Raw genomic sequence first — 26332 nt, forward strand, 5'->3', positions numbered from 1 at the left:
TAAATAACCTAGTGAACCCTAAAGTTCCACTTGGAATTATCGCTATTCATGTCAAATTTGGCGAGTGTAGGTGTGCTGTCTCCAGATGACACTAAAGCGTACTGCTCCTTCGAGTTTGGGACCGCTTTTGGCATAATCCTGTAAGTTCCATCAGTCAACTGATCGATTCGCCATAATTGTTCTGGCGCGCCTGTAAATGTTGTAACTGTTATGAGTTCGGCTTCCGCTGTTGCTGCTAGTGCACGGTCTGTTCCGGCAATTACTATTTTATAATATGGACCGCCCATGTACCCCCCTGCATTAGGAACTGGTGAAATTGTCCATTTTTGATGAGGACGGGACATAAAATCTCCTAAGTTAACACCAATGTTTCCGGTGGGCCAGGTTTTAATTACATCTGCTAACTCTTGAGAGGGCACAGGTTTTACCGGTTCATCATTATTACGGTTAAATCGCATCCCACCTGGCATTCTTACAAAATCAACGCCTAATTCCAGTGCGTACCCCCTTCGCTCAGACTCAATCTCGTAAGTTCCTTCTTTGAAGTTGTCACCTGCAACAGGCCATCCATTTTTCCATAACAATGGGCGGATGCCCAAAACGCTACGCCCACTTTGATCCAAATCTGCCTCGTAATGGCAAGACATTTTTTCAACGCCCTCGTCAAGCACTATACGTCCAAAATGTCCTGGCCCAATCAGCCTGTCACCAGCTGCGACTACCAATTTGCCACCCCCCTTCAACATTTCTCTGCCCATATTATCAAGGTATGGGCCGGTTACTTTTCTGGAGCGCCCAACAACAATGTTATAGGTTGAGTTTGGGCCGTCACAGCATGTCCCATGTGTTCCAAGCAGATAGTACCATCCATCCCGGTATATCAAATCTGTGGCCTCGCAATCGATGGCTATATTTAATGCTTTATTGCCTTCTACACGTTTACCCGTTTTAGGATCAAGCTCCACAAGACGGATATAACCCCAATACGTACCGTAGGATAGCCATAACTTTCCATCGGTAGGATCCAGAAGAAGCCCCGGATCTATCGCATCATTATCCTCAATACCATCGGAAGAGGCAACTTCAATAGCCTCCGAATATTTAAAATCCGGCGACTTGGGATCAAGCGTTTTATTCCACATGGTCAATATTTTTCCATTATGCCCACCCGCCAGGCCACCGCCGGTTGCGCCATAAACAACAAGATAGCGATCGCCTATTTTTAACACATCGGGGGCGGCCCCTCCGCCGGGTCGTTCTGCGCCGCCATTCCAGGTCCAACCGTCTTCTGATATTAACCCGCCTCCAAATGTTCCGAATGTGTAATACTTTCCATCACATTCTGCAATAGTGGAAGGGTCGTGTATAAATGGTTTGCCAACCTGCGCAATCGACTTTCCAGCCAACCATATTGAAAATAATGCTATAGTGCTTATTACCTTAATTATTAATTTCATAGTAACTCAATAGCTATAAAAATTTGATGTTAAATGGGATGATCAACTAATTTATTGTAGACTGATAGTGAGATCTTTTACCGGTTCCCCTTTTTCATCAAGCAGGCGGACACAAAAATCACTGAGCCCGGGTCCATTGATTACTGCGCCCCGTATTATATTTTTCCCCTTGTTGAGGGTCAAGCGGGTCGAGACACAATCATCCATTACCATGCGTCTGTCCCCGTCAAGCACCACTGCTTCTTTTCCATTTAGCCACCACGATGATCCTCCATTTGACCCTACGGCCAATCGCACATTTTTTATTTCCCGCGGACTATTGACTATCGTTACTGCCCAAAACAATACTGAATAGGTATGTTTCCTTAACCCGTAGGCAAAACGAAATAATTTGACGTTGAAATTCGGGCTCTCCAATGCATGCCATACTAATTCCTGATCGCCAACTTTTACTTTTTCCTTATCTTTAGGGATAGCTGTAAACTGGTTTGGAAAATACGCGGTGTCGAATTGTGTATGGAGGTAGTTGTCCGTAAAAACGAGGTTGGTACGTACAGATTTGTTTATCGGCTCTAACAGTAACCAGCGCTGAATAAACCCGTCAGGATTAGGGGTCTTTTTTGATGTAGTTGCCGGGATAAAAAAAGGGGCGATAGTTCGTAGGGTATCGTTGTCCGTTATTTTATCGATCCTGCCTCCGGAAATGACGGACTGTTGCTGCGGCCTCTGTGCTTGCGACCTCAAGGCACCCAAAATTACAAAGCCGGCTGCTAATAATAATGCATAGCGTTTAATACACATATAAATACTTTAACTTAAATGAGTTTTGATGAGAAAAAGGGTTGCGACAACTATTAACCCAAAACTATGTCTTCAGAAAAGTACTTAATGACACTATTCAGCAATAAAAGTCAACTTTTGTTCATGCTACTACATAAGAACAAGGTTGTGAAGGGTTTTCCATCGCGTATTGAGCATCGGCCGTAGGCCATCTATAAAGCGGTTCGAGTTTAGTCGATTGGGGCTGAGTGATTCATTGAGTTGCCAGAGGAATCGGGCGACTGTATTAAGCTACCTTGAGACCACTTAAGAACTTCAAATTTTCTATCAGCCGATTCGAGTTTCGTTCGGCCAGAAGAGCAGGAAGCCTCGCATGTCTGTGGGGCTTCCTTATTTCAAAACAACCCTTTATGTTTACATCTTCATGCCCGCCATACTGTTCCCATTCTTAAATATCGCTTCGCTATTTAGCAAGTAGACACCGTTTACTACCACGATTTCGCCCGGCTTTAATCCTGAAATAACCTGTAAATAGCTTTGATTTCCCGTGCCGACTGTGATCATTTTTGGCGAAAAGCTGCCGTCTCCATTCTTAACCCATGCAACGCTGCCCTTGCCGTCGGTCAGGACAGCAGAGGCTGGCACTGCCAGAGTACGATCACCGTCCGAACCAATGGAGATATAGGCCAACATCCCTGGGCGAACCAGCCCTTGCGGATTTGGAATGCTAACTCTTATCAAATCCACCTTGGACTGATCCGATAATTCCGGGTTAATAAACTCAATTTTGCCGTTGATCACCTGTCCGTTCAGATCGGGAAATGCCACACTTACCTTATCATATACATGATAACGTGCCGCTTCACCAGAGTACAATTGTGCCTCCACCCAAAGGCTGTTTAATGCCTGCGTTTTTAAAATGGTTGCCCCTTCAGTAACATAATCTCCCTCATGAACTGCTATGTCACTGACTGTGCCGCTAACTTTACTTAATATCGTTGTGGTTGCTTGCGCTTTCCCCGATTCGGCTAACCGCCTGATTTGCTCGGTAGTTAGGCCCCACAGCTGTAATTTATTTTCTGCGGCGCTGATAAGCTGCAGGTAATCGACATCCGGGTTATGCAATACTTTTTGTTGCTGCTTAGCCAGCAGATATTCCTTTTCTGCTTCCTGCAAATCTTCGCTGTAAATGGTGAAAACCGGTTGGCCTACGGTGATTTTCTCGCCGACAGTACGTATAAACAATTGCTGTATACGACCGGCAACTCTTGCGCTTAATTCCCCGGTCTTATTTTCATCTGTTGTTACCGTACCCGTCAGCGTTTTTTGCACACCTGTGTTTTCTTCGCGTATGGTATCGGTTTGAATACCTGCCAACTGGATTTGTGCTGCTGTCAGCATAATTTTATTACTGCTCATTGCATCGTTTCCCGTAAGCTCAACCTTAATCAGCTTCATGGCGCAAACCGGGCAATTTCCGGGATTCTCCTCATGTACCTGAGGGTGCATGGAACAAGTGTAATAGGCCTTTGCCTGTTGTTTTACAATTGCCTGCTGTTGTGGCTTTGATTTACAAGCCGCAATCCCTAACAGAACGAGCAACCCTAGTGCTATTTTAATGCTATTCATTTCCTTGTGTTTTTATAAAGCTTTCACTATCCGATAAATATTGCGCATTTACCGCGATGCTATCAGCTGCAGTTAGCCCTTTTGTTATTTGTATTTCATCGCTACGTTCAACACCGGTTTGCACCTGATAAGCGTGATATGCAGCACCGGCCTTTAGCCAAACGATCCTGGTTTTCCCTAAATCAACTACTGCTGTACGCGGTATCCAAAGGCCACTCTTGCTTCCGGTTTCTATTTCAGCCTTCACCAGACCGCCCACTTTCAATTCATGATTCATGTTATGCAGATAAACACGGACACTTGTGACCTTATCACCGTTCTGTAACATTGGCTCGATAAAATCTACCCGGCCGATTATAGTTTTGCCCGGTTCGTCTGGAATTGTCAGCTTAACCGGTTGATGTAGTTTTATAGCAGCAACAGATGAATGATCGATCTTTATGATTGCCCAAAGCGTATGAGGATCGACGACGTTAAATAGCGTCTGCCCTTTTTCGGCGTACATGCCTTCTTTAACAGCTAAAGGGACAGTCCCGGTAAAATTAGTTGGACTGCTTGTCGGCTGCCCTTCGGACATTTGACTGTGCGCCACGTCGTGTACATGGCCTTCGTATGGGCTATATACAGGAAGACTGTAAAAGGCTTTACCTGTTCGGACGATCTGTTCAACTTGCGTACCAGTCATCCCCAATAACAGTAGTTTCTGTTTGGCCGCGTTGATTAAACCAGCTTCGGCGGGCGAGTTTTTGATAAGATAGATCAAATCCTGCTGATCAGTAACGAGCTCGGGGCTGTAAATATCAAATATCCGCTGCCCGCGATGGATTTCCTGGAAGGCATACTTAACATACAGTTTTTCTATACGTCCGGAAAAGCGCGACGCGATATTGTTAAACGTCCGTGTATCAAAGTCCAGGTAGCCTTCAGCCGAAATGGCGATAGGAACTTCTTCCTGTCGCGGCGTAACTGCTTTAACAGATGAGATAGCCGACGAGTTAACAGGCTCTAAAACTGTATTTAAGCTGATGCCCGCACCTTCGCTGGCTTGACCCGATTTTTTGACTAATGTCATGCCGCATATCGGGCAGCTGCCGGGGTGATCTTCGAGTACTTGTGGGTGCATTGGGCAAGTGTATTTAACCTCAGTTTTCGCCTGCGTTTTAACTTGTTGCTTTTTATCGTTCGTACACGCGGCAAGCAGTACGCCTAACAAAACGCAGGATAAAATTATCTTAATGACTTTCAATTTCCTTTTCATAAGCTACCTGTAGTGTTAATAGTTCCTGCATGCGGTCCAATGCTGTCATTCTTGCTGTTTGCAAATCTTTGATGCTGATGAGCACTGAGGGCAGATCGCCGGTGTTCTGATCGTAAGCCTGTAAAGCCGTTTTATAGCTGTTCTGCAAGGCTGGGATAATGTTTTTCTGATAATTATCGAGCTGCCTTTTTTTGCTGCTCAAGTCTGCTATGATACCGGCCAGCACGCCAGCCGCCTGGTTAAGAATATCTTCTTTTTTCTGCTGCAATTCTTCCGTTTCGTAACGGATGCCTTTCAAATTGGCCTTATATTCTTTTGAGGCCCAGGGCACGATGGGTATAGTAACGGACGCCATGAGGATGTACTGGTTAGGATAACCGGCATAACTGATCATATGCGCTGCTTGCACACCAAAATCCGGTTTACGCTTGCTGTATTCCATTTTGGCGTTTAATCGTTGGAGGTCGATATTCCGGTTAATGCCCTTGATATCGCTTCGGTCGTTCGCCAAAACTGCTGTATCGGTAATTGTGGCTTGATAGTCCTTCAATGAAATAGCGGTATCCACTGCCAATGGTGCAGCTTTGTCCCGGTTCATCAGCGTGTTGAGCAGGATGTTCTTTTGGCTGATCTGATTATGGAGTTCTTCACGCGTATTGTCGAGTTCAAATAGTTCAGCTTTGGCTTTGTAAATATTGGGCAGCCTTTCCTTGCCATAAGTCAGCCGGATGTTGGCATCCTTCAGCGTGTACTCCAGGAGACTTTGCGTTTGTTGCAATAGCGCGAGCTTTTTTTCCAGTACCACGCGCTGGTAATAATACTGTTTGGCCTGCGAGAACAGTTGGTTTTTAAGGTAGTCTTTATCCGCCGAGGTGACTTTTGATTGACCCTTCAAATAATCTTCCTTTGCCCGCAGCTTTGCTGGGTTGGTGAACATCTGCTCCGCCTGGATCATGAACGAGCCTCCGTTAGGGTTGAACTGGTAAGGCACCTGGTATTGCCCGGCGCTAAGTTTCGGCGCATCGAGGCTTTTGGCACCGGTAGCATAAGCATCCTGTGCCCTGGCTTTTGCATCATAAGCCTGCAAAGCCGGGTTTGTGGCAACTCTGGCCAGCACGCTGTCCAGCGGCAAGGTTTGTGCGCGTACAACGACTGTTATACAAATTAATATTATGGTGATGATTTGTTGTTTCGCTTTCATGATTCCTTTACCTCCTGTATATCCAGCTTGCCGTGCTTTTTAAGTTCGTATTCCTTAACCATTAAAAAGATCAATGGTGTAACCAGTAAAATATGTGTAGAAGAAGTTAATACCCCTCCGATCATCGGCAGGACAATCGGCCGCATCACGTCGCTACCGGTTCCGCTGGCCCATAGCACAGGTACTAAACCGAATAAGGCCACGCAAACAGTCATCAGTTTTGGGCGTAAGCGTTTTACCGCACCGTTCATTATATATGTCCGCAGGTCTTCTCTACTGATCGTTTCTTTGGAGTTACCTTTCAGTGCTACCAATTGCTGCATCGCATCGTTCAGGTAAATAACCATCACGATACCTGTCTCCACAGCAATGCCAAATAGCGCAATAAAACCAACCGCAACTGCAACTGATAAGTGAACGCCAAAAAAATAAACCATATAGGCCCCGCCGATCAAAGCGAACGGGATACTGATCAAGCTAAAAAAAGCTTCTCTGATAGAATGAAATGCAAAATATAAACAGGCGAAAATGATGACCAATACAATGGGTAGAATCAGTTTCAAAGTGCGCTCAGCCCGGATCAGGTTTTCGTACTGGCCGCTCCATTCGATATAATAGCCTTTGGGTAGGATTTTTACCAGGCCATTTAACCTGTCCTGCGCTTCTTTAACTGTACTTCCCAGGTCGCGGTCACGCACATTGAACAACACTGTTCCCCGTAATAAGGCATTCTCCGACTGGATCATTGCCGGGCCATCACTGATCTTAATGTCAGCTACTGATGATAGCGGAATCGGCCCATAATTCATGGTTTGCACCAAGGTTCGTTTGATGGCTTCGAGGTTGTTGCGATAGTCCTGGGCAAGCCGGGCATTTACGCTGAACCGCTGCCGACCCTCCACGGTCGTTGTTAAATTCATTCCGCCTAACGCGCTTTCCACTACTTCGTTCACATCATCCACACTCAGGCCATAACGCCCGATGGCGTCCTTATTTACCTGGATGTCCAGGTATTTGCCCCCTGTGATAGGGTCGACATACAGATCTTTTACTCCATTTAAACCCTGCAGTGCCTGTTTCATTTGCGTTGCCAGTACATTGATCGTATCCAAGCTTTGCCCGTATATCTTTAGGCCCACATCGGTACGGATACCGGTTGATAGCATATTGATGCGATTAATGATCGGTTGTGTCCAGCCGTTCACCACACCGGGAATTTGCAGTTTGGCATTCAGTTCGTTAATGATGTCCTCTTTTTTAATACCCTTGCGCCACTGGTCTTTTGGTTTTAACAGGATGATCGTTTCTGTCATACTAATGGGCGAATTATCTGTAGCAGTATTCGCCCGGCCGGCCTTGCCCAGTACGTTGGCCACTTCAGGAACGCTTTTAATAATCTTATCCTGAACCTGCAAGAGCTGTTTGGCTTGTGCATTGGAAACATCAGGCTGCGTAACCGGCATAAACAGGATCGTGCCTTCATCCAGCGGCGGCATAAACTCGCTGCCTAATGAAAGAAGCAATGGTATACTGACGATCAGCGCAATGATATTAATGGCCAAAGTGGTCTTACGCCATTTGATACACCAATCCAATACAGGCTTGTAAATACTTTCCAGCCCCCGGTTCAACGGGTTATAGTCGTCTGTCCGGAGTTTGCCTTTCAGGAAAAATGATATAAGCACGGGAGCCAGCGTAACAGCCAGTATCGCATCGATGCCAAGTATAAAAGTTTTCGTCCAGGCCAATGGGCCGAACAATTTGCCTTCCTGCCCGGATAAAAGGAACACCGGCAGAAATGAGGCCACAATAATAACTGTGGAGAAAAACACGCCTCGGCCAACCTGTTTGCAGGATTGTTCAACAATCTTAATTCTTTCTATAGTGGTCATGATTTTTCTTTTTGTTGAGCTATGGATAGGTTGCGGTGCGCGTTCTCGACCATCACGATGCCGTTATCTACGATTACACCGATAGCTAAGGCAATCCCGGTTAGGGACATGATATTGGAACTGATACCGAATGCATTGAGCAGAATAAAACTTGCCGCGATGGTAATGGGTATCTGGATAATGATACTTAAAGCGCTTCGCCAGCTGAACAGGAACAAGATCACAATAAGCGACACCACGATCATTTCCTCGATCAAGGTATGTTTCACTGAACCTATAGCATTCTCGATCAGTTCGCTGCGGTCATAAGCGATATTGAAGCTTACGCCTGCCGGTAAGCCTTTCTGAATATCAGCCATTTTAGCCTTTACCGATTGGATCACCTGGTCCGCATTCTCGCCATAACGCATCACCACGATACCTCCAACGGCTTCGCCGTCGCCATTGCGGTCAAAGATGCCCAAGCGCTCATCGCCGCCCATTTGCACGGTGGCAATATCTTTGATGGCTACCGGAATGGTTTTGATTACACCAACCGGAATGTTCTCCACATCATGTATCGTTTTGATATAGCCCAGTCCGCGCACAATGTAGCCTGTACCGTTCATTTCAAATTTGCGCCCACCAACATCGTTGTTATTGCTTTTGATGGCTTTGAGTACCTGCGAAAGGGGAATATTATAATAGTTGAGCTTATGTGGGTCGATATTTACCTGGTATTGCTTTTCAAAACCGCCAAAAGAAGCGACCTCACTAACGCCGGGAACGGTTTGCAAACCAAGTTTTACGTACCAATCCTGCAGTGCCCTTTGTTCACCAAGGTTGATTCCTTTAGCATCCAATGTGTACCAGAGGATATGCCCCACACCGGTACCATCCGGTCCCAGTGTTGGTGTAATGCCCTGCGGTAGCAAGCGCTGCGCATAATTCAGACGTTCCAGCACCCGGCTGCGCGCCCAGTAGATGTCAGCTTTATCCTCAAATATGATATAAACAAAGCTCATCCCGAACATAGATGTGGCCCGTATGGCTTTCACTTTGGGGATGCCCTGGAGATTGCTCACTAGCGGGTAGGTTACCTGGTCTTCCATAATCTGCGGACTGCGGCCCTGCCATTCCGTAAATACAATTACCTGGTTATCTGACAGATCGGGAATAGCGTCAATAGGATTTTGATTGACCGCGTAAGCGCCCCAGGCGAACAGACTCACAGCGATCAGCAGTACGATGTAGCGGTTCTTGAGTGAAAGCGAAATAAGTTTATTAATCATCTTAATGTGGTTAATCAGTTCCCCGCCAGTCGGCAGGGAACTGCGGATAATTACATTTTTGTTTTTTCAGATGGTTTCTTTTCCGCTTCTTTTTTTACCAGAGTCATACCGCATTTCGGGCACTTACCAGGCTTGTCTGAGATTACCTCGGGGTGCATGGTACAGGTATACTGTACTTTTGCAGGTTTCGCTTTCTTGGTAGTATCGATGGTCATTTTACCATGACGTAGATCGGTGGCAAAAACGGTGGCAGCGGAGAATAGGATGGCAACAGCCATCAGCATGATTTTTTTCATGTTTTTAAAAATTAAGAATGGATCAATGGCATAAGGCAAGCCTTGTGCGTGAATTATAAATTAAGATGATGAATTGAAAATTGAGTTTGGCGGATACAATACGCATCAGCTAAAAGGAGGAGCACTGGATCAGATCCGGTAGGTGCAATAAAGGGTATAGGCTGGTATGTCCGGGTGCCCGGGCGGGGCATTCCCTCTATAATTGATATGGGCGTTTAATAAATTTGGCGCAGACTCATCGTTCAGGCGGACAAAAGACGGAATAATTGCAGGCAAAGGGTGATTTAGCGCAAGCGAAGCGCTGTTAAAATGGTTATCCTTTACCTTAAAACTTTGCTTTTCGTGGCCACAGCATTTTTTGTTACTGCTCGTTTTGCCAACCGCATTGTCGGCTGCTCCATAACTGAAACTTACTGACGTTAGCTTACCGCAGCAATACAAACGGGTCACGCTCATACCCACGCAGGATAAGAGGTAGATGACTGTCAATATGATAAGTGCGCTACGTTTCACGATTCGAAAATAATAAAATTATACGCCGAATAATGCAATTTAGTTTGCAGCCGCTAATTTATATACTGTAACAGAAAGGAATTTACATTATTTTGTCAATAATTTACAGCTTATTGACGCGATGATTACCCAGCTATATTTTATCTATCGACCGCCGGTTGGTCTTGCTGGCGGATTTGAAGCTGGTCGGCGTTAGACCGGTAATGCTTTTAAACTGAGTTGACAGGTGGGCGCTGCTGCTATAGCCCATCTGATAGGCGATTTCATTGAGGTTAAGTTGGCCATACTCCAGCAATTCTTTTATTCGCTCCACCTTCTGTTCAATAATATAGCGTTCAATGGTCTTATCTTGAGAGTTAGAAAATAGACGGCTTAGATAAGCGTAATCTTTACCAACCCGGTTTGAGATCAAATCCGAGAAAGTAATATTCATTTCAGAAAGATCGGAATGGTGTACAAGCTCAATAATGACATTTTTAATCGCCTCAACCGTTTTTTCTGTTTCACTGCTGATCAGTTCAAATCCCGGCACCTTCAAAGCCGAAGCGATTAGTTGTAACTGTTCCTCATCTGGTTCAGGACTGACCACAGCCTGACCTAAGGTAACTTCATTCACATGGAACCCCAGGCTTTCCAACTGTTGCCGGACGATCATCTGGCAGCGGTCGCATACCATGTTTTTAATACGAAGCAGCATAGAAAGCAAAGCTATTACATTTTCATGCTTTTTCTGCCCATAAAGAAATACCAAATCGAAACCGGTATAAAAATCAGGTTAAGCCAGGTGTTATAATTCCATTGAAAATGTTGTGCCGCCATTTGCATACCACCACTGTGTGGCTTCGGCAGCCAATGCAATGCTGCAAAAGAGTAATCAAGGAATAATGAAGTTAGGAAGATACTGATCACCAAGAATCCCAGCAAGTACCACATCGTTTTACCTCCATAATAGTTTCTGAAGACCATGAGCATCGGTATTGTAACCAGGTCTGACAGAATAAAGGCGATAACCCCGCCGAATGAAATGCCGCCCTGCCAAAGCACTGCCGCCATAACGATATTACCGACTGAGCAGACAAAAGCAATGACGGCAATGAATATTCCGACAACCGCGTTCCAGCTTAAAACCAGGAAATGCGGGAGGGAGGTAGGCCCCGTTAAAAATAAGCTCTGCCAGAAACTATCCGGCACCAGCACCATCAGGATTGATGCGATGACCAGGCCGATGCCAATATCTTTCCCCACCATCGTCACATCCATATAAAAATGACCACTGGCAGATTTGAGCTTGTTAAAAAAACCAGTTTTTATGTCCGCGTCTTCTTTTGGCATGCTATGGCAACAGGATTTTTTTGGTTCATGCTGATGTTCGTGATGATGGGCATGACCACTGTGTTCGCTATGATGAATATGCTCTTTCGCTTCGTCTTTTACTTTTTTAGGAAAAAAACGATTAATGAGTATAGCAGACACCATGATAAAAAATAACCCACCGATAACTTCCCCACCAAAAAAAGCCCAACCAAGCAGTGAAACGATTACTATAAATATTTCAAATACCAGGTTGGTACTGGCAACCATAAACGACACAGCGTTAGACCAGGTCGCGCCTTTGATCAGCAATGTCCGGGACATTGATGCCGCTGCATACGAACAGGACGACGAAACGGCGCCAAAAAAGGTTGATAATGCAGTTGCCCTGACGGTATCTTTTCCGAGTTTGGACGAGATCCGTTCTGTTGAAACAAATGCCCTTACCAGCGAGGAAAGAATAAAACCGAAAGCCAGGCCCCAGTAGATGTCCCATATCATATAAAAAAGGCCGGATAATATTTTTAGAATAATGCTGATCATAGTTACTGATTTACATTGCAAAATTACCCGGCCTCGCGTTTTTAAATTTACAGATTAACGGATTTGGTTTATAAGATTATGACCTAAGCGGAGACTACAATCTTAATTTGATGCCTGCATTTACCACAAAGCCATCCAGCGGTGCATAAATATCTTTAAATGTAGGATCGGTAATACTGCCGGTATAAATCGGGCCAAATTTTGTTTGACGGGTATCAGTCAGGTTCTCGAAATTGATAAACAGCGAAAATCGTTCCCACATTTTTTCGGCCATTAATCCTGCCATCCAGTAGCCCCGGCCAGTCGAACCATCATTGAGTTTTTGCGGACTAAAATAATAGGCTTCAGCACCGATCTTGAAATCATCTTCTTTTTCGTACATCAGCACATTATTCAACCGGTTTTTGGAGACTAATGGGTAAGCACTGAAAGAGTTGCCGATATGCTGCGAAACATCGGCGAAGGTATAACCGAGGAACAGCTTGAAATCCTTATAAGTCAGCTTTACATTGGTTTCTATTCCCTTAGTATTCAGGTCCCCGCCGGGTTGTTGGTACTGGTAATTGCCGTTTGCCAATGGCACAAACAGAATGGGATTTTCGATGCGGGTATAGAAAAACAACTGGTTGATGCTGAAGCTCACCTGATTGCCAAACAGACCTGTGCGATAATTCAGATCATAGTTAGCACCATAGGAACGTTCGGCTTTTGTGTTGGCCACATCGATAGGCAGTACATTTCGAAAATCGACGCGTTCAGCATCCTCGGTGAATACCGTTGGTGATTTGTAACCCAAACCGCCTCCCAGGCGACTCGAAAAATGTTGACTGAATTTAAACAATGCTGATAGCCGTGGCAAAAGGAAAAGGCCATAGGCATTATGATAATCACCCCGCAATCCGCTTTCCAATGTTATAGTTTCGTTCGCATCCCAGGTGTTCTGCACAAAACCACCTATAGTCGTGTAATGGTAATTGCGCAAGGGAAAGGTACTGTTACGGTCTTCCCGAAAATTATCGGTCAGGTAATTTAGGCCTGCCACCCAGTCGGCAAGTACTCCCTTTTTACTGTAGTTGGCTTCGCTGTAGGATGATACTTGTGTGCCTGAAAAAACGTAGTCAGGTAAGGCAATGCTCCGGTCAAAGTAGCTGACACTATTTTTTATTGTCCACTTTTCATTGTCGTTGATCTGGTGATCCAATTCGGCCTGTGAGCTATAACGTCCGGTTTTGTTCCGTTCAAAATAGCTATGTTCAGCGCTGCCTCTGTTTTCCAGGTATCGCATATCTCCGCCGGTACGATTCTCGGCCGTCGCATTAATACCAGTCACAAGTGTTGTCCGTTCGTTGAGATAAAAGTACAGTTTGGGGTTGAGCGTGTAGCGGTTAAAGCGTGGTATGGCTGATAAACCGATCTCAGCCGGATCATAAGGCGTGCCGTGGTTATAAGCCGCATAAAACGTTGCCCCGATCTTATCAAATTTTTGACCGTAGAACAAACTGGCGTCTGCACCTTTGGCCGAGGTGCCGTTAAACAGGAGGTCTAACCGGCGTTCCTTCGTGGGGGTTTTGGAAGCCAGATTGACTAGCCCGGCGATGGCCCCGCCACCATATAGCGTCGAGGATGAGCCTTTAATGACTTCGACCTGCTTCAGATCGAGCGGGGCAATCTGCAGTAAACCCAATCCACCGGAAAAACCTGAATACAAAGGAATGCCATCGCGGATAATCTGGGTATAGCGCCCGTCCAATCCCTGAATACGGATACTCGAATTACCGCTGGTAGCAGAGGTTTGTTGCGTCTGGATACCGGTGCTTTCCGCCAGCAGCATCCGGATGTCACCGGGTTTCATATTACCTTTTTCCCCGAGTTCTTCACCGGAGATCACCTCTACTCTGGTTGGAATATTAGCAATAGTGCGGCTACTGCGGGTGGCACCTACCACCACTTCGGTGAGTTCTTGCCCTTCACCGTTCCCAGCAGGCTGCAGAAGAATTATTAGTGGCTGATTTTGTACTAAAGGAAAAGTGATAGTGTCTAAAAGGGTTTGATATCCAACGAAACCAAACCGGATTATCTGAGTGCCATCAGGTATTCGGGTTAAATTAACCAGTCCACTTGTATCTGCGGATGCACCAATTGCAGTACCCTGTACGGTTGCGGTAGCACCAATCAGAACTTCGTTGTTTTTGACGTCTTTAATGATAGCCTTAAAAATATTTTGAGAATAGGCTATAGCAGCATAATGCAGTGCTACTAAAAGCACGATAAGTTTTTTCATGAATTAAGAAATTAAGTTAAACAGAATAATCAGCTTTTTAAGCTTTGGCAAAAGTGTTTAACTAATTTTTGGGGGCTGCCAGATGGTCAAAATTCGTTTTTGTACTGCAGGCACAGTAGGCCGTGGGTATTTTCTTAATGTAATTTGAGTAACTGAGGAGAAATTGACTTGCGCTATCAAAATTCTGGCGGTAGAACAACAAGAGCAGGTGCAAAAAGGCGGACACGTTTCCTGACTCTTTTGATCATTGCACGCATTTGCATTCTTGATAGTGCCATGTGTTGCGTTGCCTTTAATGTCCTCCTTATCCTGGCAAGGTAAAATAACCAGCAGGACAAAATAAACACTAAATATTAGCGCCAGGTACCTCATTGCCGCTAAACTATAAAGAAGTTAGAGTAATTCTAAATAATTTATTGCTTTCTTAATCAGTGCGGCGCTGGTTCGCCGCCAAGGTTCGGGTCTTATATGCCCCGGTGGGGCCCATTTATTCTGCGTGTCGGTATTAATATTAACAGGGAGCAGCTATTTAATAAATTGGCTGCTTTATTATTTTTCTTCTTTATATTGTTAGTTTCAAATATTTCAAATACCTTTAATTTTAACCAGTTTTACCTGTATTAATTGAAAAAGCTATTCGCCATATTAATGGTTGTCGCCATACTGTTTAATGCAGGGGGGTATGACTTGTTTTTTCGATACATGATGTACAGGTCGGATAGCAGGATTTTCGCCAAAATCAATACTAACCATTACAAACACTCAGATTTGGTGGACGTTAAAATACCTGTTGACATGCCTACGCAACAGGATTGGGACGGTTACCAGGCAATTAGCGGTCAGGTAGAGGTAAAAGGTGCAAGGTACGATTACGCTGAAATTAAAATCACGCGCGATACCTTATATTTGCGTGTTGTTCCCAATCCCGAATTAAGTAAACTGGTTAAGGCTAATGTTCTCTACGGTAAGCTGATTAATGATATACCAACCTCGAACACCAAGCACCCCAATAACCCGTTGGCTAAAAAGAGCTTAAGCGAAAGCGAATATCTCACATTCAGTTACACTAATTCAGCGTGCATAACGGTTAAAAAGCTTAGTCATAGTTTTACTTTCGCCGGTATTTTAAAACCCGCACTCGAAGTCGGTGGTCAACCACCTGAAGTTTAATTCTTTCCTGATTCATTTTTACATTGTGGCTTTTTGCAGCAACTGCTATTTGAAATGTTCTGCATATATCAACTAGTCAGTATTTGTGCAAGTACAATGTCATATCCGAATTCAGGTGTCCTTAGTTACCGTGCTTTTTTATGATTACGAAGTCAATCGCATCAATAGATCATATCAACGCAATGGTAATGCTTAATGATTAACAAATTCTGTTCAATCAGCCTTTTATTTATTAAATTTTTTTGAATATGCCACACATTAAGGTAAATGAAGATTTACCGGGAATACGGTCATTAATGGCCTTTAGCCCGGAGACTGCCGCACCCATGGGTGTACTGGCAAACCTGCTTTTAAGAACAAACGAAGGCTTAACGATGGCCGAAAGAGAACTCATTGCAACTTATGTATCCCATTTAAATGATTGCTTTTATTGCCAGCATTCACATGGTGCGATTGTTACCTGCTACTTAAATGACAATAACGAGTTAGTAAACCAGGTGATAAAAGATCGCGACAATGCGCCCATTTCGGATAAAATGAAAGCCTTGCTGGCCATTGCTGCCAGCGCTCAGAAAAACGGCAAACTGGTTACAACCGAACAGGTTGAAACGGCAAAGCAACACGGGGCAACCGATAAGGATATTCATGATACAGTATTGATCACAGCCGCATTCTGTATGTTCAACCGCTACGTTGATGGCCTGGCTTCCAATACACCAACTGATTTGTCGACTTATCCCCTGAGAGCGCGACAAATTGCTGAAAATGGCTATGGTAATCATGTTTTCACTAACAAGCAGCCGGTGGCCGATAAACAAGAGAAATGAACTAATATTTAAACTATTCAATCAACCAAAACCACAATGAGAAAGAATTTACGTTACTTACTAATATGGTTATTCATGGCCATATTTCCGTTTTCATTATTTGCCCAGAACCGAACAGTCACAGGGACAGTCTCGGCCGCGAATAATACGCCGATACCAGGCGCTAACATTTCGGTAAAAAATGCTTCACAGGCTACTACTACTGATGCTAATGGAAAGTTTTCTATCAGGGTATCAGATAATGCTGTTTTGACAATAAGCATTATTGGCTATAAGACACAAAATGTCAGCACAGCTGGAAATTCAAATCTTAATATCAAATTAGAGGAGGATGTTTCGCGCCTTGATGAGGTAGTAGTGACAGGTTTGGCTACTTCAGTAAAAAGGAAAAACCTGGCTAATGCTGTCGAGGCGATAGGCGCAAGAGAATTAAATGGAATAGCCCCTGCACAAACATTTGACGCAGCGCTGGAAGGGAAGATCACTGGCGCCAACATCAATGCCAACTCTGGTGCGCCGGGTGGTGGTATCTCCATAAAATTGCGCGGGGTTACTTCTGTGTATGGAAATACCCAGCCATTGTATGTTGTTGATGGCGTTTATCTTGACAACTCGGCTACATCAGGGGGCTTAAATGCAGTAACGCTGGCAGGGAGCACTGGGCCGACCTCAACCCAGGATAATCCCTCAAGCCGTATTGCTGACCTGAGACCAGAAGACATTGAGAACATCGAAATATTAAAAGGTGCATCTGCTGCGGCTATTTATGGTTCAAAAGCAGCTGGCGGTGTGGTGATTATTACTACCAAAAAGGGCAAACAAGGCAAAACCAATGTAAGTATATCACAGGATGTCGGTTTTTCGAGCCCCATCAAATTGCTGGGTGTGCGGCAGTTTACTGCCCAAACTGCAGCATCACTGGCCCGCGACTCAGCAACATCAGCGGCATTAGCAAGTCAATTCCTCGCTGCTCAATCCAAAGGACAGATATACGATTATGAAAAAGAAGTTTACGATCATAAACCATTCAATTATAATACCCATGTGAGCATGACAGGCGGTACTGAAAAAACAGGGTTCTATTTTTCAGCGGGTCACGAAAATGATGGGGGAATTGTACAGAATACCGGTTATGAGAATAACAATGTTCGCCTCAACCTTGATCATAAACTTACCGATGATATCAAGTTTGGCATAACTACCAACTATATCAATTCCTCGGCCGACAGAGGCATGTTCGGAAACGATAATTCCGGAACCAGTATAGGTATTGCACTTTCATCCACTCCTGATTTTGCACAGCTGCATCCGGATGCCAAAGGGAACTATCCGGACAACCCATTCGCGGCATCCAACCCTCTGCAGACCATTGCTTTGATGAAAAATAATGAATCAGTGAACAGGTTGATCATGGGGACCAACCTTGAAATTAATCTCCAAAAAAGCGACAATAGCAACACCAAATTCATTGGCCGCGGAGGCTTTGACTTTTATAATCTGGAGACCAACGTGCTGATGCCGAGTGTATTGCAGTTTGAGGCTATAAATAAAGGACAATCCATACAAGGCTTTACTAAGAATCTGAATACCAATTACATTTTCTCGTTGGTAAATACATGGTCGCCATCAAGCAAATTATTGCTCAATACCTCTGCCGGCATTACGCAGGAAACAGGGAATTATAATAACCTGCTCGATGTAGCCAGCCAGGTAATTTCCGGTCAGTCAAATGTCGACCAGGCGGGATCATTAAGCGCCACTCAAATCCGCACCAAATATCTGAATAGCGGAATTTTCTTCCAGGAAGAAGCTACCTTATTTAACTCGATCACCCTGACCGGTGGTTTGCGTTTCGACCGCTCAAGCAATAATGGCGATGTCTCTAAATACTATTTATATCCTAAAGGTGGCATATCCTGGAATCTTACCGATATGGGGCTGATTAAACAAGGTCTTTTTGAAAGCATCAAATTGAGAGCTGCTTACGGCCAGGCAAACAATGTGCCTGCTTATGGCAGTAAATTTACTGCATTTGGCGTATCGAATATTTCCGGCTTCCCGGGTTTGCTTGTAAATACGATTGCAGGTGCATCAGACATCAAGCCGGAAAGACAAACAGAATTTGAGACTGGCATTGACTTCAGCTTACTAAGAGGTCGACTGGGTTTTGAACTGACCTATTATGCTAAGGATATTAATGACTTCCTTTTATTAACTACGCCTCCGCCTTCATCAGGTTTTGCACAGCAATGGCTCAATGCAGGTAACCTGACCAATCACGGGGTTGAATTAGGGATGAATGCCAGGCCGGTTGAAGCCAGGAACATCGTTTGGAACACTTCGGTTAACCTCTGGTTCAACCGCTCAAATGTTACTAAACTGATCGTTCCACCGGTACAATTGGGTTCAGTTGGGGGCGTTTTGCTCGGGGAATATCAGATACAGCAAGGCAAATCGGCTACCCAGATCATCGGCCTTAACGGGCAGGGAGTTGGCGTGCTGGGAAATGCTGAACCGCGTTTCCAGATGAGCACCTACAATGAGATCACGTTCTTTAAAGATTGGAGTCTTCGTTTCCTTATCCACTGGAAATATGGTGGTCAAAACGTGGATGTGACTTATCTTGAAAATGTATTTGGCAGCACCAGCGCCGATTATGATAAAAAAACGCCATCGGGTCTGCCTTATGGGGTTACCGAGTTAATGAAGATCGGATCGGATGCACACCAGACAGTTGAAAACTCCTCTTATCTGCGTTTCAGAGAGATCGGGTTGTATTATACCATCCGTAAGATGCCGGTTTCTTATATCAAATCAGTAAATGTGGGGGTATCCTTACACAACTACATTACAGTAACTAAATACAGAGGTTACGATCCTGAAGTTTCCAATTTTGGTACAGGCTTTTCACAGGGTGTAGATATCGATCCATATCCATCCAGCAAGCAAGCCGCACTGCACGTTTCACTTAATTTCTAATCCTTAAAACGATGACCATGCAACGAAATATTAAAATCTATATAGCATTATTCTCTGTCTCGCTTCTTCTTTTTGGCTCATGCAAAAAAGATTACGGGGACCTGAACGGAGAAACCATTGAAGACCTGACCAAAAATGCATCACAGGCACAATTAAATAACCTGGTAAGCGGAACCGAGTCGGGTTTGCGAAATTCACTAAACTTTTACCTGGATGATGTGAGTATCATCGGCCGCGAGACCTATCGCTTCTCCAACTCCGAGCCACGTTATGTACTGGACATGCTCGGCGCAAACGGCGCGACATTAAACGGGGCCAATTTCTACATTACTTTCCCCTGGGCTTCACGCTATAGAGTGGTCAAAAACTGCAATACCCTGATACAGGCTGCAAATAATTCTACACTGATAAGCAACGCACAAAAAGCAGGCTACATCGGCTTTGCACGAACCATAAAAGCCTATCAGCTTTTGCTTAATCTAAACCTTACTTACGATAATGGTATCCGTGTAAATGTAGCCGACCCAACCCACCTCGGGCCTTTTGTTAGCTATACGGATGGACTGGCTGCCATCACCGCTCTGCTTGACTCGGCTAAAACCGATCTTAGCAATGCGAGTATATCTTTCCAGTTAGCCGGTTTTACAGGATTGGATGATGCTGCCGGGTTGACCAAATTTAACCGGGCGCTGGCGGCAAGGGTAAGTTTGTATCAGACCAACTGGCAAACGGCATTAGATAATGTAAATGCCTCATTCCTCAACCTGAACGGCAGCTTTAATACAGGTGTGTATCATATTTTTGGGACCGGATCAGGCGATCAGCTGAACCCTGTGTTCATCCCGCAAAATCAAACGGGTGAAGTAAGAGTAGCACATCCTTCTTATGCCGCCGATTTAGCGGCAGGGGATGACCGTATCAATAAAACATCGCTCCGTAGTACAGCAGCATCCCTTAGCGGCCTTAGCAGTAACCGCGACGTATGGTTGTATACATCCAGTACTGCACCTGTCAGTATTATACGTAACGAAGAGCTGATCCTGATCTATGCTGAAGCGAACATACAGCTTGGTAACTTTAATACAGCGATAAGCGCACTAAACACTATCAGGAACGGTCATGGGTTGGGCAATTATAGCGGGGCTGTGAACAAAAACGCGTTGATCACAGAAATGCTGAATCAGAGAAGATATTCACTGTTCTTCGAAGGACATCGCTGGATCGACCTGCGCAGGTATAATCTGTTAAATACCCTTCCTATTGACAGGACAGGCGACCAGGTTTGGTCGAAGTTTCCATTACCGGTAACCGAACATTAAAAGCTTTATGAAACTGATTATAAAAACACTATTACTACTTTCTGTATCCATGGCCTCTCTGCAGGCCATGGGCCAGAAATTCACAGCCAGCTTTACACCTGCGGCATCCGCCGAAAGCTTTTCGGGCAAGGTATTTTTATACCTGTCGAAAGACGCTAAAAGCCCGAAGGGCGATATGGTAGGTGTTCATAGTTTTCCATGTTTTTCAATCGATGTGAAAAATGTGAAGCCGGGACAAAAGGTTGAATTTGACGATAAAGCAATATCATATCCGACGGTCCTTTCTGATATTGAACGGGGCGCTTATTATGCACAGGTAGTTTGGGATAAAAATGAAGGCGGACGTGCCATAGCAGAAAGTCCGGGCAATATGTTTAACAATACCATTGTGGTTAAGATCACTAAAGACAGGGCGCAATCATTTGATATCGTTTGTAGTGAAATGATTAAAAAGATGTCCTTCAAAGAAACCCAATTTGTAAAAGAATTGAAAGTGCCTTCGGCGTTGCTTACTGCCTTTTACAAACGGCCAACCACCGTAAATGCCGCTGTGCTTTTACCTAAGGGGTATTACAGCCAGCCTAACCGGAAATTCCCGGTCCTGTATTGGATATCCGGTTACGGGGGCGACTATCATGGCTATTCAGGTAAGGATGCACCCAGCGATCCGATAGATACTACCGCCTGCATCCGTGTTTTCCTCGATGGGAATTGTCCCGGCGGGCATTGCGTATATGCAAACAGCGATAATAACGGTCCCTGGGGCGATGCGCTGACTCAGGAGCTTATCCCTCTTGTTGAAAAAACTTACCGCACCAATCCTGCGAGATTGCTAACCGGACACAGCAGCGGTGGTTGGACAGTTTTATGGTTGCAAACGCATTATCCAAAAGTCTTTGCCGCATGCTGGTCGAGTTCACCTGACCCGGTTGATTTCCGGAGTTTTCAGGAAGTGAATTTGTATAGCGAAAAGAATATTTATTATGGTAAAGACAGCACGCTACGCTTAGCAGGTACTATTGCCGGTCGTTTCCCCTGGATCACCATGAAAAATATGTGCTCGATGGAACACGTCATATACCGTGGTGAGCAGATGCATTCGTTCAACTTTGTATTCAGCACCAGGAACCCGGATAGCACACCCCGTAGTCTGTGGAATGATGAAACTGGGGAGATCGACGCTAAAACATTTGAGCATTGGAAAAACTACGACATCTCACTTTACCTGCGGAGCAACTGGCAGCAAATAAAACCTGATCTGCAAGGGAAAATTCGCGTGACAGTAGGTAATCAGGATAATTTTCTGCTGAACTATGCGGTACATCTGCTGGACGGCGAAATGAAAAAGCTGGACGCAGGCTTTGTATTTGAATACTACCCGGGAGATCATTTTACGATACATACGCCCGAATACCGGTTAGCCGGATACCGTTTCCTCGAGCAGAAGTATAACGAGTTGGGAATAAAGAATTGACGACATTAAAAACAAATACCATGAAATTACCTACCGAACCAATAGGCAGCATCCCCAGGCCGGATGAGCTGATCGACGCAATCGCGGGAAAACCAGATAGTAACCCTTTTGATGTGCTTTTTGAACGGGCTATCAATGATACCATAAGTCAGTTTGCTCAAACAGGCTCGCCGGTTATTACCGATGGCGAACAAACTAAATCGAGCTTTGCTACATACCCACTCGAAGGGCTGACCGACCTGGCACCAAACGGTGTCACCATAAACTTTCAAGACGGTCATACCCGGCAACTGCCTGTACTAACATCAGGACCGTTTAAGTATGGTAATTACGCAGTTAAATACCTGGATATCGCAAAAAAGAAGACCCATTTACCTGTTAAGCAAGCCGTTATTTCGGCCTCTGCATTGAGTTTGATCTACCCACAGGATGGTATACCAGGCTATAGCCAATCAGACTTCATTAATGATTTGTTAAATGAATGTGAGAAAGACATCCGTCAATGTCTGGAGCATGGTGCTTACAAAGTGCAAATGGATTTTACCGAAGGCAGGTTATCATTGAAACTTGATCCCTCCGGCGGTGTGTTGAAACATTTCATTGGTTTGAATAATCAGGTTTTCGACCGCTTCAGTAAAGAGGAACAACAAAAGCTCGGTGTGCATGTATGCCCGGGTGGAGACCATGATTCGACCCATAGCGCCGATATTGATTATGCCGATTTCCTGCCAGAACTTTTTAACTTGCATGTGGGCAGTTTTTACCTGCAACTGGCCAGCGAACCAGATAGGAGGAAAGTACTGAAGATCATTAAACAATATCTTAAACCAGGTCAAACCGCTTTTATTGGCGTAATCGATGTGCTTAACCCGGTAGTAGAAACGAAGGAAACCGTACGCGATAGGGTATTGGAAGCGGCTGAGTATATCCCATTGTCGCAACTGGGTACAACAGACGATTGCGGCTTTTCGCCATTTTGCGATGATGTATCTACCACCCGCGAAACAGCCTTCGCTAAAATAAAAGCCCGTGTGGAAGGGACTAAGCTGGCTGAACAGAAATTATTTAACTAAAGACACTATGCCACATATTGAATTAGAATCACATTTGCCGGGCATCACCGGTTTGCTGGAATACAGGAAAGATACTGGTCAGCCTATACGCGAGCTGACCCAAATACTAATGCGCGGATCTTCCACGCTGACCGAAGGGGAACGCGAACTGATAGCTACCATCGTATCGCACGGCAACCAATGCCGCTTTTGCACTACTGCACATACTGCGGCTGCCGACCTGCTTTTGGGAGATAAAACCACTACCCAAAGAATGAAGGATGACATTGAATCAGCACCGGTAAGCGATAAAATGAGGGCTTTGCTTGCGATAGCTGCTGCAGTTGGGAAAAACGGTAAATTAGTTACTCCGGAAATGGTAATAAGGGCTAAAGCAGAAGGCGCAACCGATTTGGAATTACACGATACGGTTCTGATTGCAGCCTTATTCAGCCTTTACAATCGTTATGTGGATGGCATGGCGACCACCATGCCTGATAATGAAGCGTACTTCGATACGCTGGCCGATAGGCTTGTTAATCATGGTTATACACGTTTACCGCAGGGCTACGATCATTTAAAGAAATAAAAATTATGGAAACAATTTTAACCACCGACACTGTCTACAAAAAAACGACGTCAGTCCAACTGGCGATGTTATTCATCGTCTGCTTTGCAGGGAACATGTTTGCAGGCGTTGTATCAACGCTGATGTCGGTTTATTTGCCGGTAGTAGTGAAAGAGTTGCGCGGAAGTCAAACAGATAGCCAGTTTAATGAGATGAGCGCCTATATCAATTCTATTTTTATTTTTGGATGGGCCGCGGGTGGGTTCCTGTGGGGCTTTATTGGAGATAAGGCGGGACGAAAAATTTCGCTTTTGCTGTCCATAGCCTGTTTTGGGATATTTACGCTGCTGATAAGCCAGGCTACCCAGTGGTGGCAAATAGTAGTCTGCCGTTTCCTGAGTGGGGTTGGCACCGGAGGGTTGCTGGTGATCTCATTCACGTTGATCTCCGAGGTTTGGCCCGAAAAGACAAGAGCAGTTTATACCGGTATTTTGTCGATCTCTATCCCGGTGGGTATTTTTTCTGCCGGGGCCATCAATTATTTGGTTAACTCGTGGCGCCAGGGTTTTATGGTGGGTGTCATTCCGATAGCAGTAGCAATCGTTGGTTTCTGGGTGATCAGTGAATCGGGTTTGTGGCTGAAAGATCATGAAGAGCATATCAACGATAACAGTCAGGACATAGGTCTGTTCCACAGGTCTAATCTCAAAACATTGCTTATTGGCTCAGTTATATTTGGGACTATGCTGATCGGGCTTTGGGCTATCTTTTTGTGGCTGCCAACCTGGATACAGAGCCTGCTGACTACCGACGCCAATAAAGAGCGGGGGATAAGCATGATGTTCATGGGTATGGGTGGCTTGACCGGTGGCTTTATTTCCGGCTGGGTAGTAAACCTGCTTGGATTGCGGCGGTCGCTGATCCTGTCATTTGTGGTTTGCTCGGTGGTGTCGTTCATCTTGTTCAAGACGAATGCAACTTTTTCAGGTATAATCTATATCGAAATTGCGTTTTTGGCTTTGTTTTTTGGGATCAGCCAGGGAGTGCTTTCGCTCTATATTCCTTTGCTTTTTCCAACATCAATCCGCGCTTCAGCTACGGGATTTTGTTTTAATATCGGTCGTATATTTACAGGTATAGCTGTTTTAGGCGTTGGGGTATTGGTAACCACACTGGGCGGATACAGTAATTCCCTCTTTACATTTTCGTTGGTATTTGTGATAGGGTTGATTGCCATGCTGATGATCAAAGACATACAAAACGGTACGCAATCTTTAAAAAAATAATTTATGGCACATATAAAATTAAATAACGAACTGCCGGGTATCAGGGGATTGATGGCCTACCGCCCGGAAACAGAGAAGCCGCTGAATTTTCTTGCTGAAACACTGCTTCGCGACGAAAATAATTCGCTAAGTCGTGGACAACGCGAATTGATTGCCACTTATGTATCCTACCTGAACGATTGTTTTTTTTGTCAGAATGTACATGGCGCTATGGCTGGCCATTACCTGGATTGTGATATCGACCAGATCGACCGCATCAAGCAGGACTTTAAAACGGCAGAGCTTGATAGCAAAATGAAAACCCTGCTTAGTATTGCGGCAAGCGTTCAAAAAGGCGGGAAAAATGTTACTACGGCGCAAATAGAAGAAGCACGTAACAACGGCGCATCGGACGTTGAAATTCATGATACGGTTTTGATTGCGGCAGCATTTTGCATGTTCAATCGTTATGTGGATGGCCTGGCAACCTGGGCGCCAACTGACCGGCAATTTTACGTGAGCCGTGCGCCGCAGCGTGCTTTGGAAGGATATCAATCCAGTGTTTATAAATAGTTAGTTGACCAGGCGAGTGGTTACATCCCCAATCCACTTTATCTAGTTCAATTAACAGTATCAACCCGATCAACTTACTCTTAATCAACTGAAAATGCCACACATTGATTTGCCAGTAGAATACCCCGGAATCCGTAGCTTATTCGTTTATCGCCCGGAGACAGCTGCAACATTATGCCATCTTGCACAGGTTTTGCTTCACGATCCGCATCCCACACTTAGTGCAGGAGAACGTGAATTAATCGCCTCGTATGTATCCAACCTGAACACTTGTAATTTTTGCACCCGTTCGCACAGCGCCATAGCCAAACATCAGCTTGGCAGCAACCTTGCATTGGTTAAACAGGTGCTGGCTGATCCCGAGACAGCCCCGATCAGTAACAAATTAAGAGCTTTGTTAAGGATAGCGGCAAAAGTGCAAACGGGCGGAAAAAATGTGCTGACCGTGGATGTGGAACAGGCCCGTAGACAAGGCGCAACAGATATCGAGATACATGATACTGTGCTGATCGCGGCTGCGTTTTGTATGTATAACCGTTATGTAGATGGTCTTGCCACCTGGCAACCCGATGACGAAGCGTTTTACGACAAAATGGGGGAACAACGTACCAGGGAAGGCTACAAGCCCACGTCAATTAATTTTACACTTACGCAAGAACTACAAAAATCTTAA

23 protein-coding genes are annotated in these 26332 nt (G+C 44.9%); 10 read left to right on the forward strand and 13 right to left on the reverse strand.

The window, feature by feature from the left end; translation table 11 throughout:
* Positions 1–8 precede the first annotated feature (8 nt).
* The 13 genes from Q3A68_RS17455 to Q3A68_RS23200 form a co-directional block, all read right to left on the reverse strand.
* Positions 9–1457, reverse strand: a complete 1449-nt coding sequence (locus Q3A68_RS17455) for a family 43 glycosylhydrolase (RefSeq protein ID WP_302902402.1) — start codon at positions 1455–1457, stop codon at positions 9–11.
* 51 nt (positions 1458–1508) lie between these two features.
* On the reverse strand, positions 1509–2258 hold the full coding sequence (locus tag Q3A68_RS17460; protein ID WP_302902403.1) for a hypothetical protein: 750 nt from the start codon (positions 2256–2258) through the stop codon (positions 1509–1511).
* Between the two features lie 393 nt (positions 2259–2651).
* On the reverse strand, positions 2652–3866 hold the full coding sequence (locus Q3A68_RS17465; RefSeq protein WP_302902404.1) for an efflux RND transporter periplasmic adaptor subunit: 1215 nt from the start codon (positions 3864–3866) through the stop codon (positions 2652–2654).
* A complete protein-coding gene (locus tag Q3A68_RS17470; protein WP_302902405.1) occupies positions 3859–5124 on the reverse strand; it encodes a heavy metal-binding domain-containing protein in 1266 nt (421 codons plus the stop codon). The genes Q3A68_RS17465 and Q3A68_RS17470 overlap by 8 nt, the downstream gene beginning before the upstream one ends.
* Positions 5099–6325: a TolC family protein gene (locus tag Q3A68_RS17475; protein ID WP_302902406.1), complete on the reverse strand. Its 1227-nt coding sequence runs from the start codon at positions 6323–6325 to the stop codon at positions 5099–5101. Before Q3A68_RS17475 ends, Q3A68_RS17470 begins: the two co-directional genes overlap by 26 nt.
* Positions 6322–8217 (reverse strand): efflux RND transporter permease subunit, encoded by a 1896-nt coding sequence (locus Q3A68_RS17480; RefSeq protein ID WP_302902407.1) that lies wholly within the window; start codon positions 8215–8217, stop codon positions 6322–6324. The genes Q3A68_RS17475 and Q3A68_RS17480 overlap by 4 nt, the downstream gene beginning before the upstream one ends.
* Positions 8214–9488, reverse strand: coding sequence for an efflux RND transporter permease subunit (locus Q3A68_RS17485; RefSeq protein ID WP_302902408.1), 1275 nt, complete (start codon positions 9486–9488; stop codon positions 8214–8216). Before Q3A68_RS17485 ends, Q3A68_RS17480 begins: the two co-directional genes overlap by 4 nt.
* 50 nt (positions 9489–9538) lie before the next feature.
* Positions 9539–9784, reverse strand: a complete 246-nt coding sequence (locus Q3A68_RS17490; protein WP_302902409.1) for a heavy metal-binding domain-containing protein — start codon at positions 9782–9784, stop codon at positions 9539–9541.
* Between the two features lie 129 nt (positions 9785–9913).
* Positions 9914–10297 (reverse strand): HYC_CC_PP family protein, encoded by a 384-nt coding sequence (locus tag Q3A68_RS17495; RefSeq protein ID WP_302902410.1) that lies wholly within the window; start codon positions 10295–10297, stop codon positions 9914–9916.
* A gap of 133 nt (positions 10298–10430) precedes the next feature.
* Positions 10431–11048 carry a helix-turn-helix domain-containing protein gene (locus Q3A68_RS17500; protein WP_302902411.1) on the reverse strand — a complete coding sequence of 206 codons (618 nt, stop codon included), beginning with the start codon at positions 11046–11048 and terminating at the stop codon, positions 10431–10433.
* Positions 11009–12151, reverse strand: coding sequence for a permease (locus Q3A68_RS17505; RefSeq protein ID WP_302902412.1), 1143 nt, complete (start codon positions 12149–12151; stop codon positions 11009–11011). Before Q3A68_RS17505 ends, Q3A68_RS17500 begins: the two co-directional genes overlap by 40 nt.
* A gap of 94 nt (positions 12152–12245) precedes the next feature.
* Positions 12246–14432 (reverse strand): TonB-dependent receptor, encoded by a 2187-nt coding sequence (locus tag Q3A68_RS17510; protein ID WP_302902413.1) that lies wholly within the window; start codon positions 14430–14432, stop codon positions 12246–12248.
* A 57-nt stretch (positions 14433–14489) separates the two neighbouring features.
* A complete protein-coding gene (locus tag Q3A68_RS23200) occupies positions 14490–14804 on the reverse strand; it encodes a DUF6660 family protein (protein WP_368045687.1) in 315 nt (104 codons plus the stop codon).
* 252 nt (positions 14805–15056) lie between these two features.
* Here Q3A68_RS23200 and Q3A68_RS17515 point away from each other — a divergent pair, with 252 nt between their 5' ends.
* From Q3A68_RS17515 to Q3A68_RS17560, 10 genes are all read left to right on the forward strand, one after another.
* Positions 15057–15602 carry a hypothetical protein gene (locus Q3A68_RS17515; RefSeq protein ID WP_302902414.1) on the forward strand — a complete coding sequence of 182 codons (546 nt, stop codon included), beginning with the start codon at positions 15057–15059 and terminating at the stop codon, positions 15600–15602.
* A gap of 248 nt (positions 15603–15850) precedes the next feature.
* Positions 15851–16429, forward strand: a complete 579-nt coding sequence (locus Q3A68_RS17520; RefSeq protein WP_302902415.1) for a carboxymuconolactone decarboxylase family protein — start codon at positions 15851–15853, stop codon at positions 16427–16429.
* Positions 16430–16465: 36 nt separating this feature from the next.
* On the forward strand, positions 16466–19408 hold the full coding sequence (locus tag Q3A68_RS17525) for a SusC/RagA family TonB-linked outer membrane protein (RefSeq protein ID WP_302902416.1): 2943 nt from the start codon (positions 16466–16468) through the stop codon (positions 19406–19408).
* 17 nt (positions 19409–19425) lie between these two features.
* The gene (locus tag Q3A68_RS17530; protein WP_302902417.1) at positions 19426–20727 is read left to right on the forward strand and encodes a RagB/SusD family nutrient uptake outer membrane protein; all 1302 of its coding nucleotides are present in this window, start codon (positions 19426–19428) and stop codon (positions 20725–20727) included.
* 7 nt (positions 20728–20734) lie between these two features.
* The gene (locus Q3A68_RS17535; protein ID WP_302902418.1) at positions 20735–22201 is read left to right on the forward strand and encodes an alpha/beta hydrolase-fold protein; all 1467 of its coding nucleotides are present in this window, start codon (positions 20735–20737) and stop codon (positions 22199–22201) included.
* A gap of 20 nt (positions 22202–22221) precedes the next feature.
* Positions 22222–23274, forward strand: coding sequence for a cobalamin-independent methionine synthase II family protein (locus tag Q3A68_RS17540; RefSeq protein WP_302902419.1), 1053 nt, complete (start codon positions 22222–22224; stop codon positions 23272–23274).
* A 7-nt stretch (positions 23275–23281) separates the two neighbouring features.
* Positions 23282–23842, forward strand: a complete 561-nt coding sequence (locus Q3A68_RS17545) for a carboxymuconolactone decarboxylase family protein (protein ID WP_302902420.1) — start codon at positions 23282–23284, stop codon at positions 23840–23842.
* Between the two features lie 5 nt (positions 23843–23847).
* The gene (locus Q3A68_RS17550; protein WP_302902421.1) at positions 23848–25107 is read left to right on the forward strand and encodes an MFS transporter; all 1260 of its coding nucleotides are present in this window, start codon (positions 23848–23850) and stop codon (positions 25105–25107) included.
* Positions 25108–25110: 3 nt separating this feature from the next.
* Positions 25111–25659, forward strand: a complete 549-nt coding sequence (locus tag Q3A68_RS17555) for a carboxymuconolactone decarboxylase family protein (RefSeq protein WP_302902422.1) — start codon at positions 25111–25113, stop codon at positions 25657–25659.
* A gap of 94 nt (positions 25660–25753) precedes the next feature.
* On the forward strand, positions 25754–26332 hold the full coding sequence (locus tag Q3A68_RS17560) for a carboxymuconolactone decarboxylase family protein (protein ID WP_302902423.1): 579 nt from the start codon (positions 25754–25756) through the stop codon (positions 26330–26332).

Source organism: Mucilaginibacter tolerans, from assembly GCF_030519375.1.
Lineage (GTDB): Bacteria > Bacteroidota > Bacteroidia > Sphingobacteriales > Sphingobacteriaceae > Mucilaginibacter.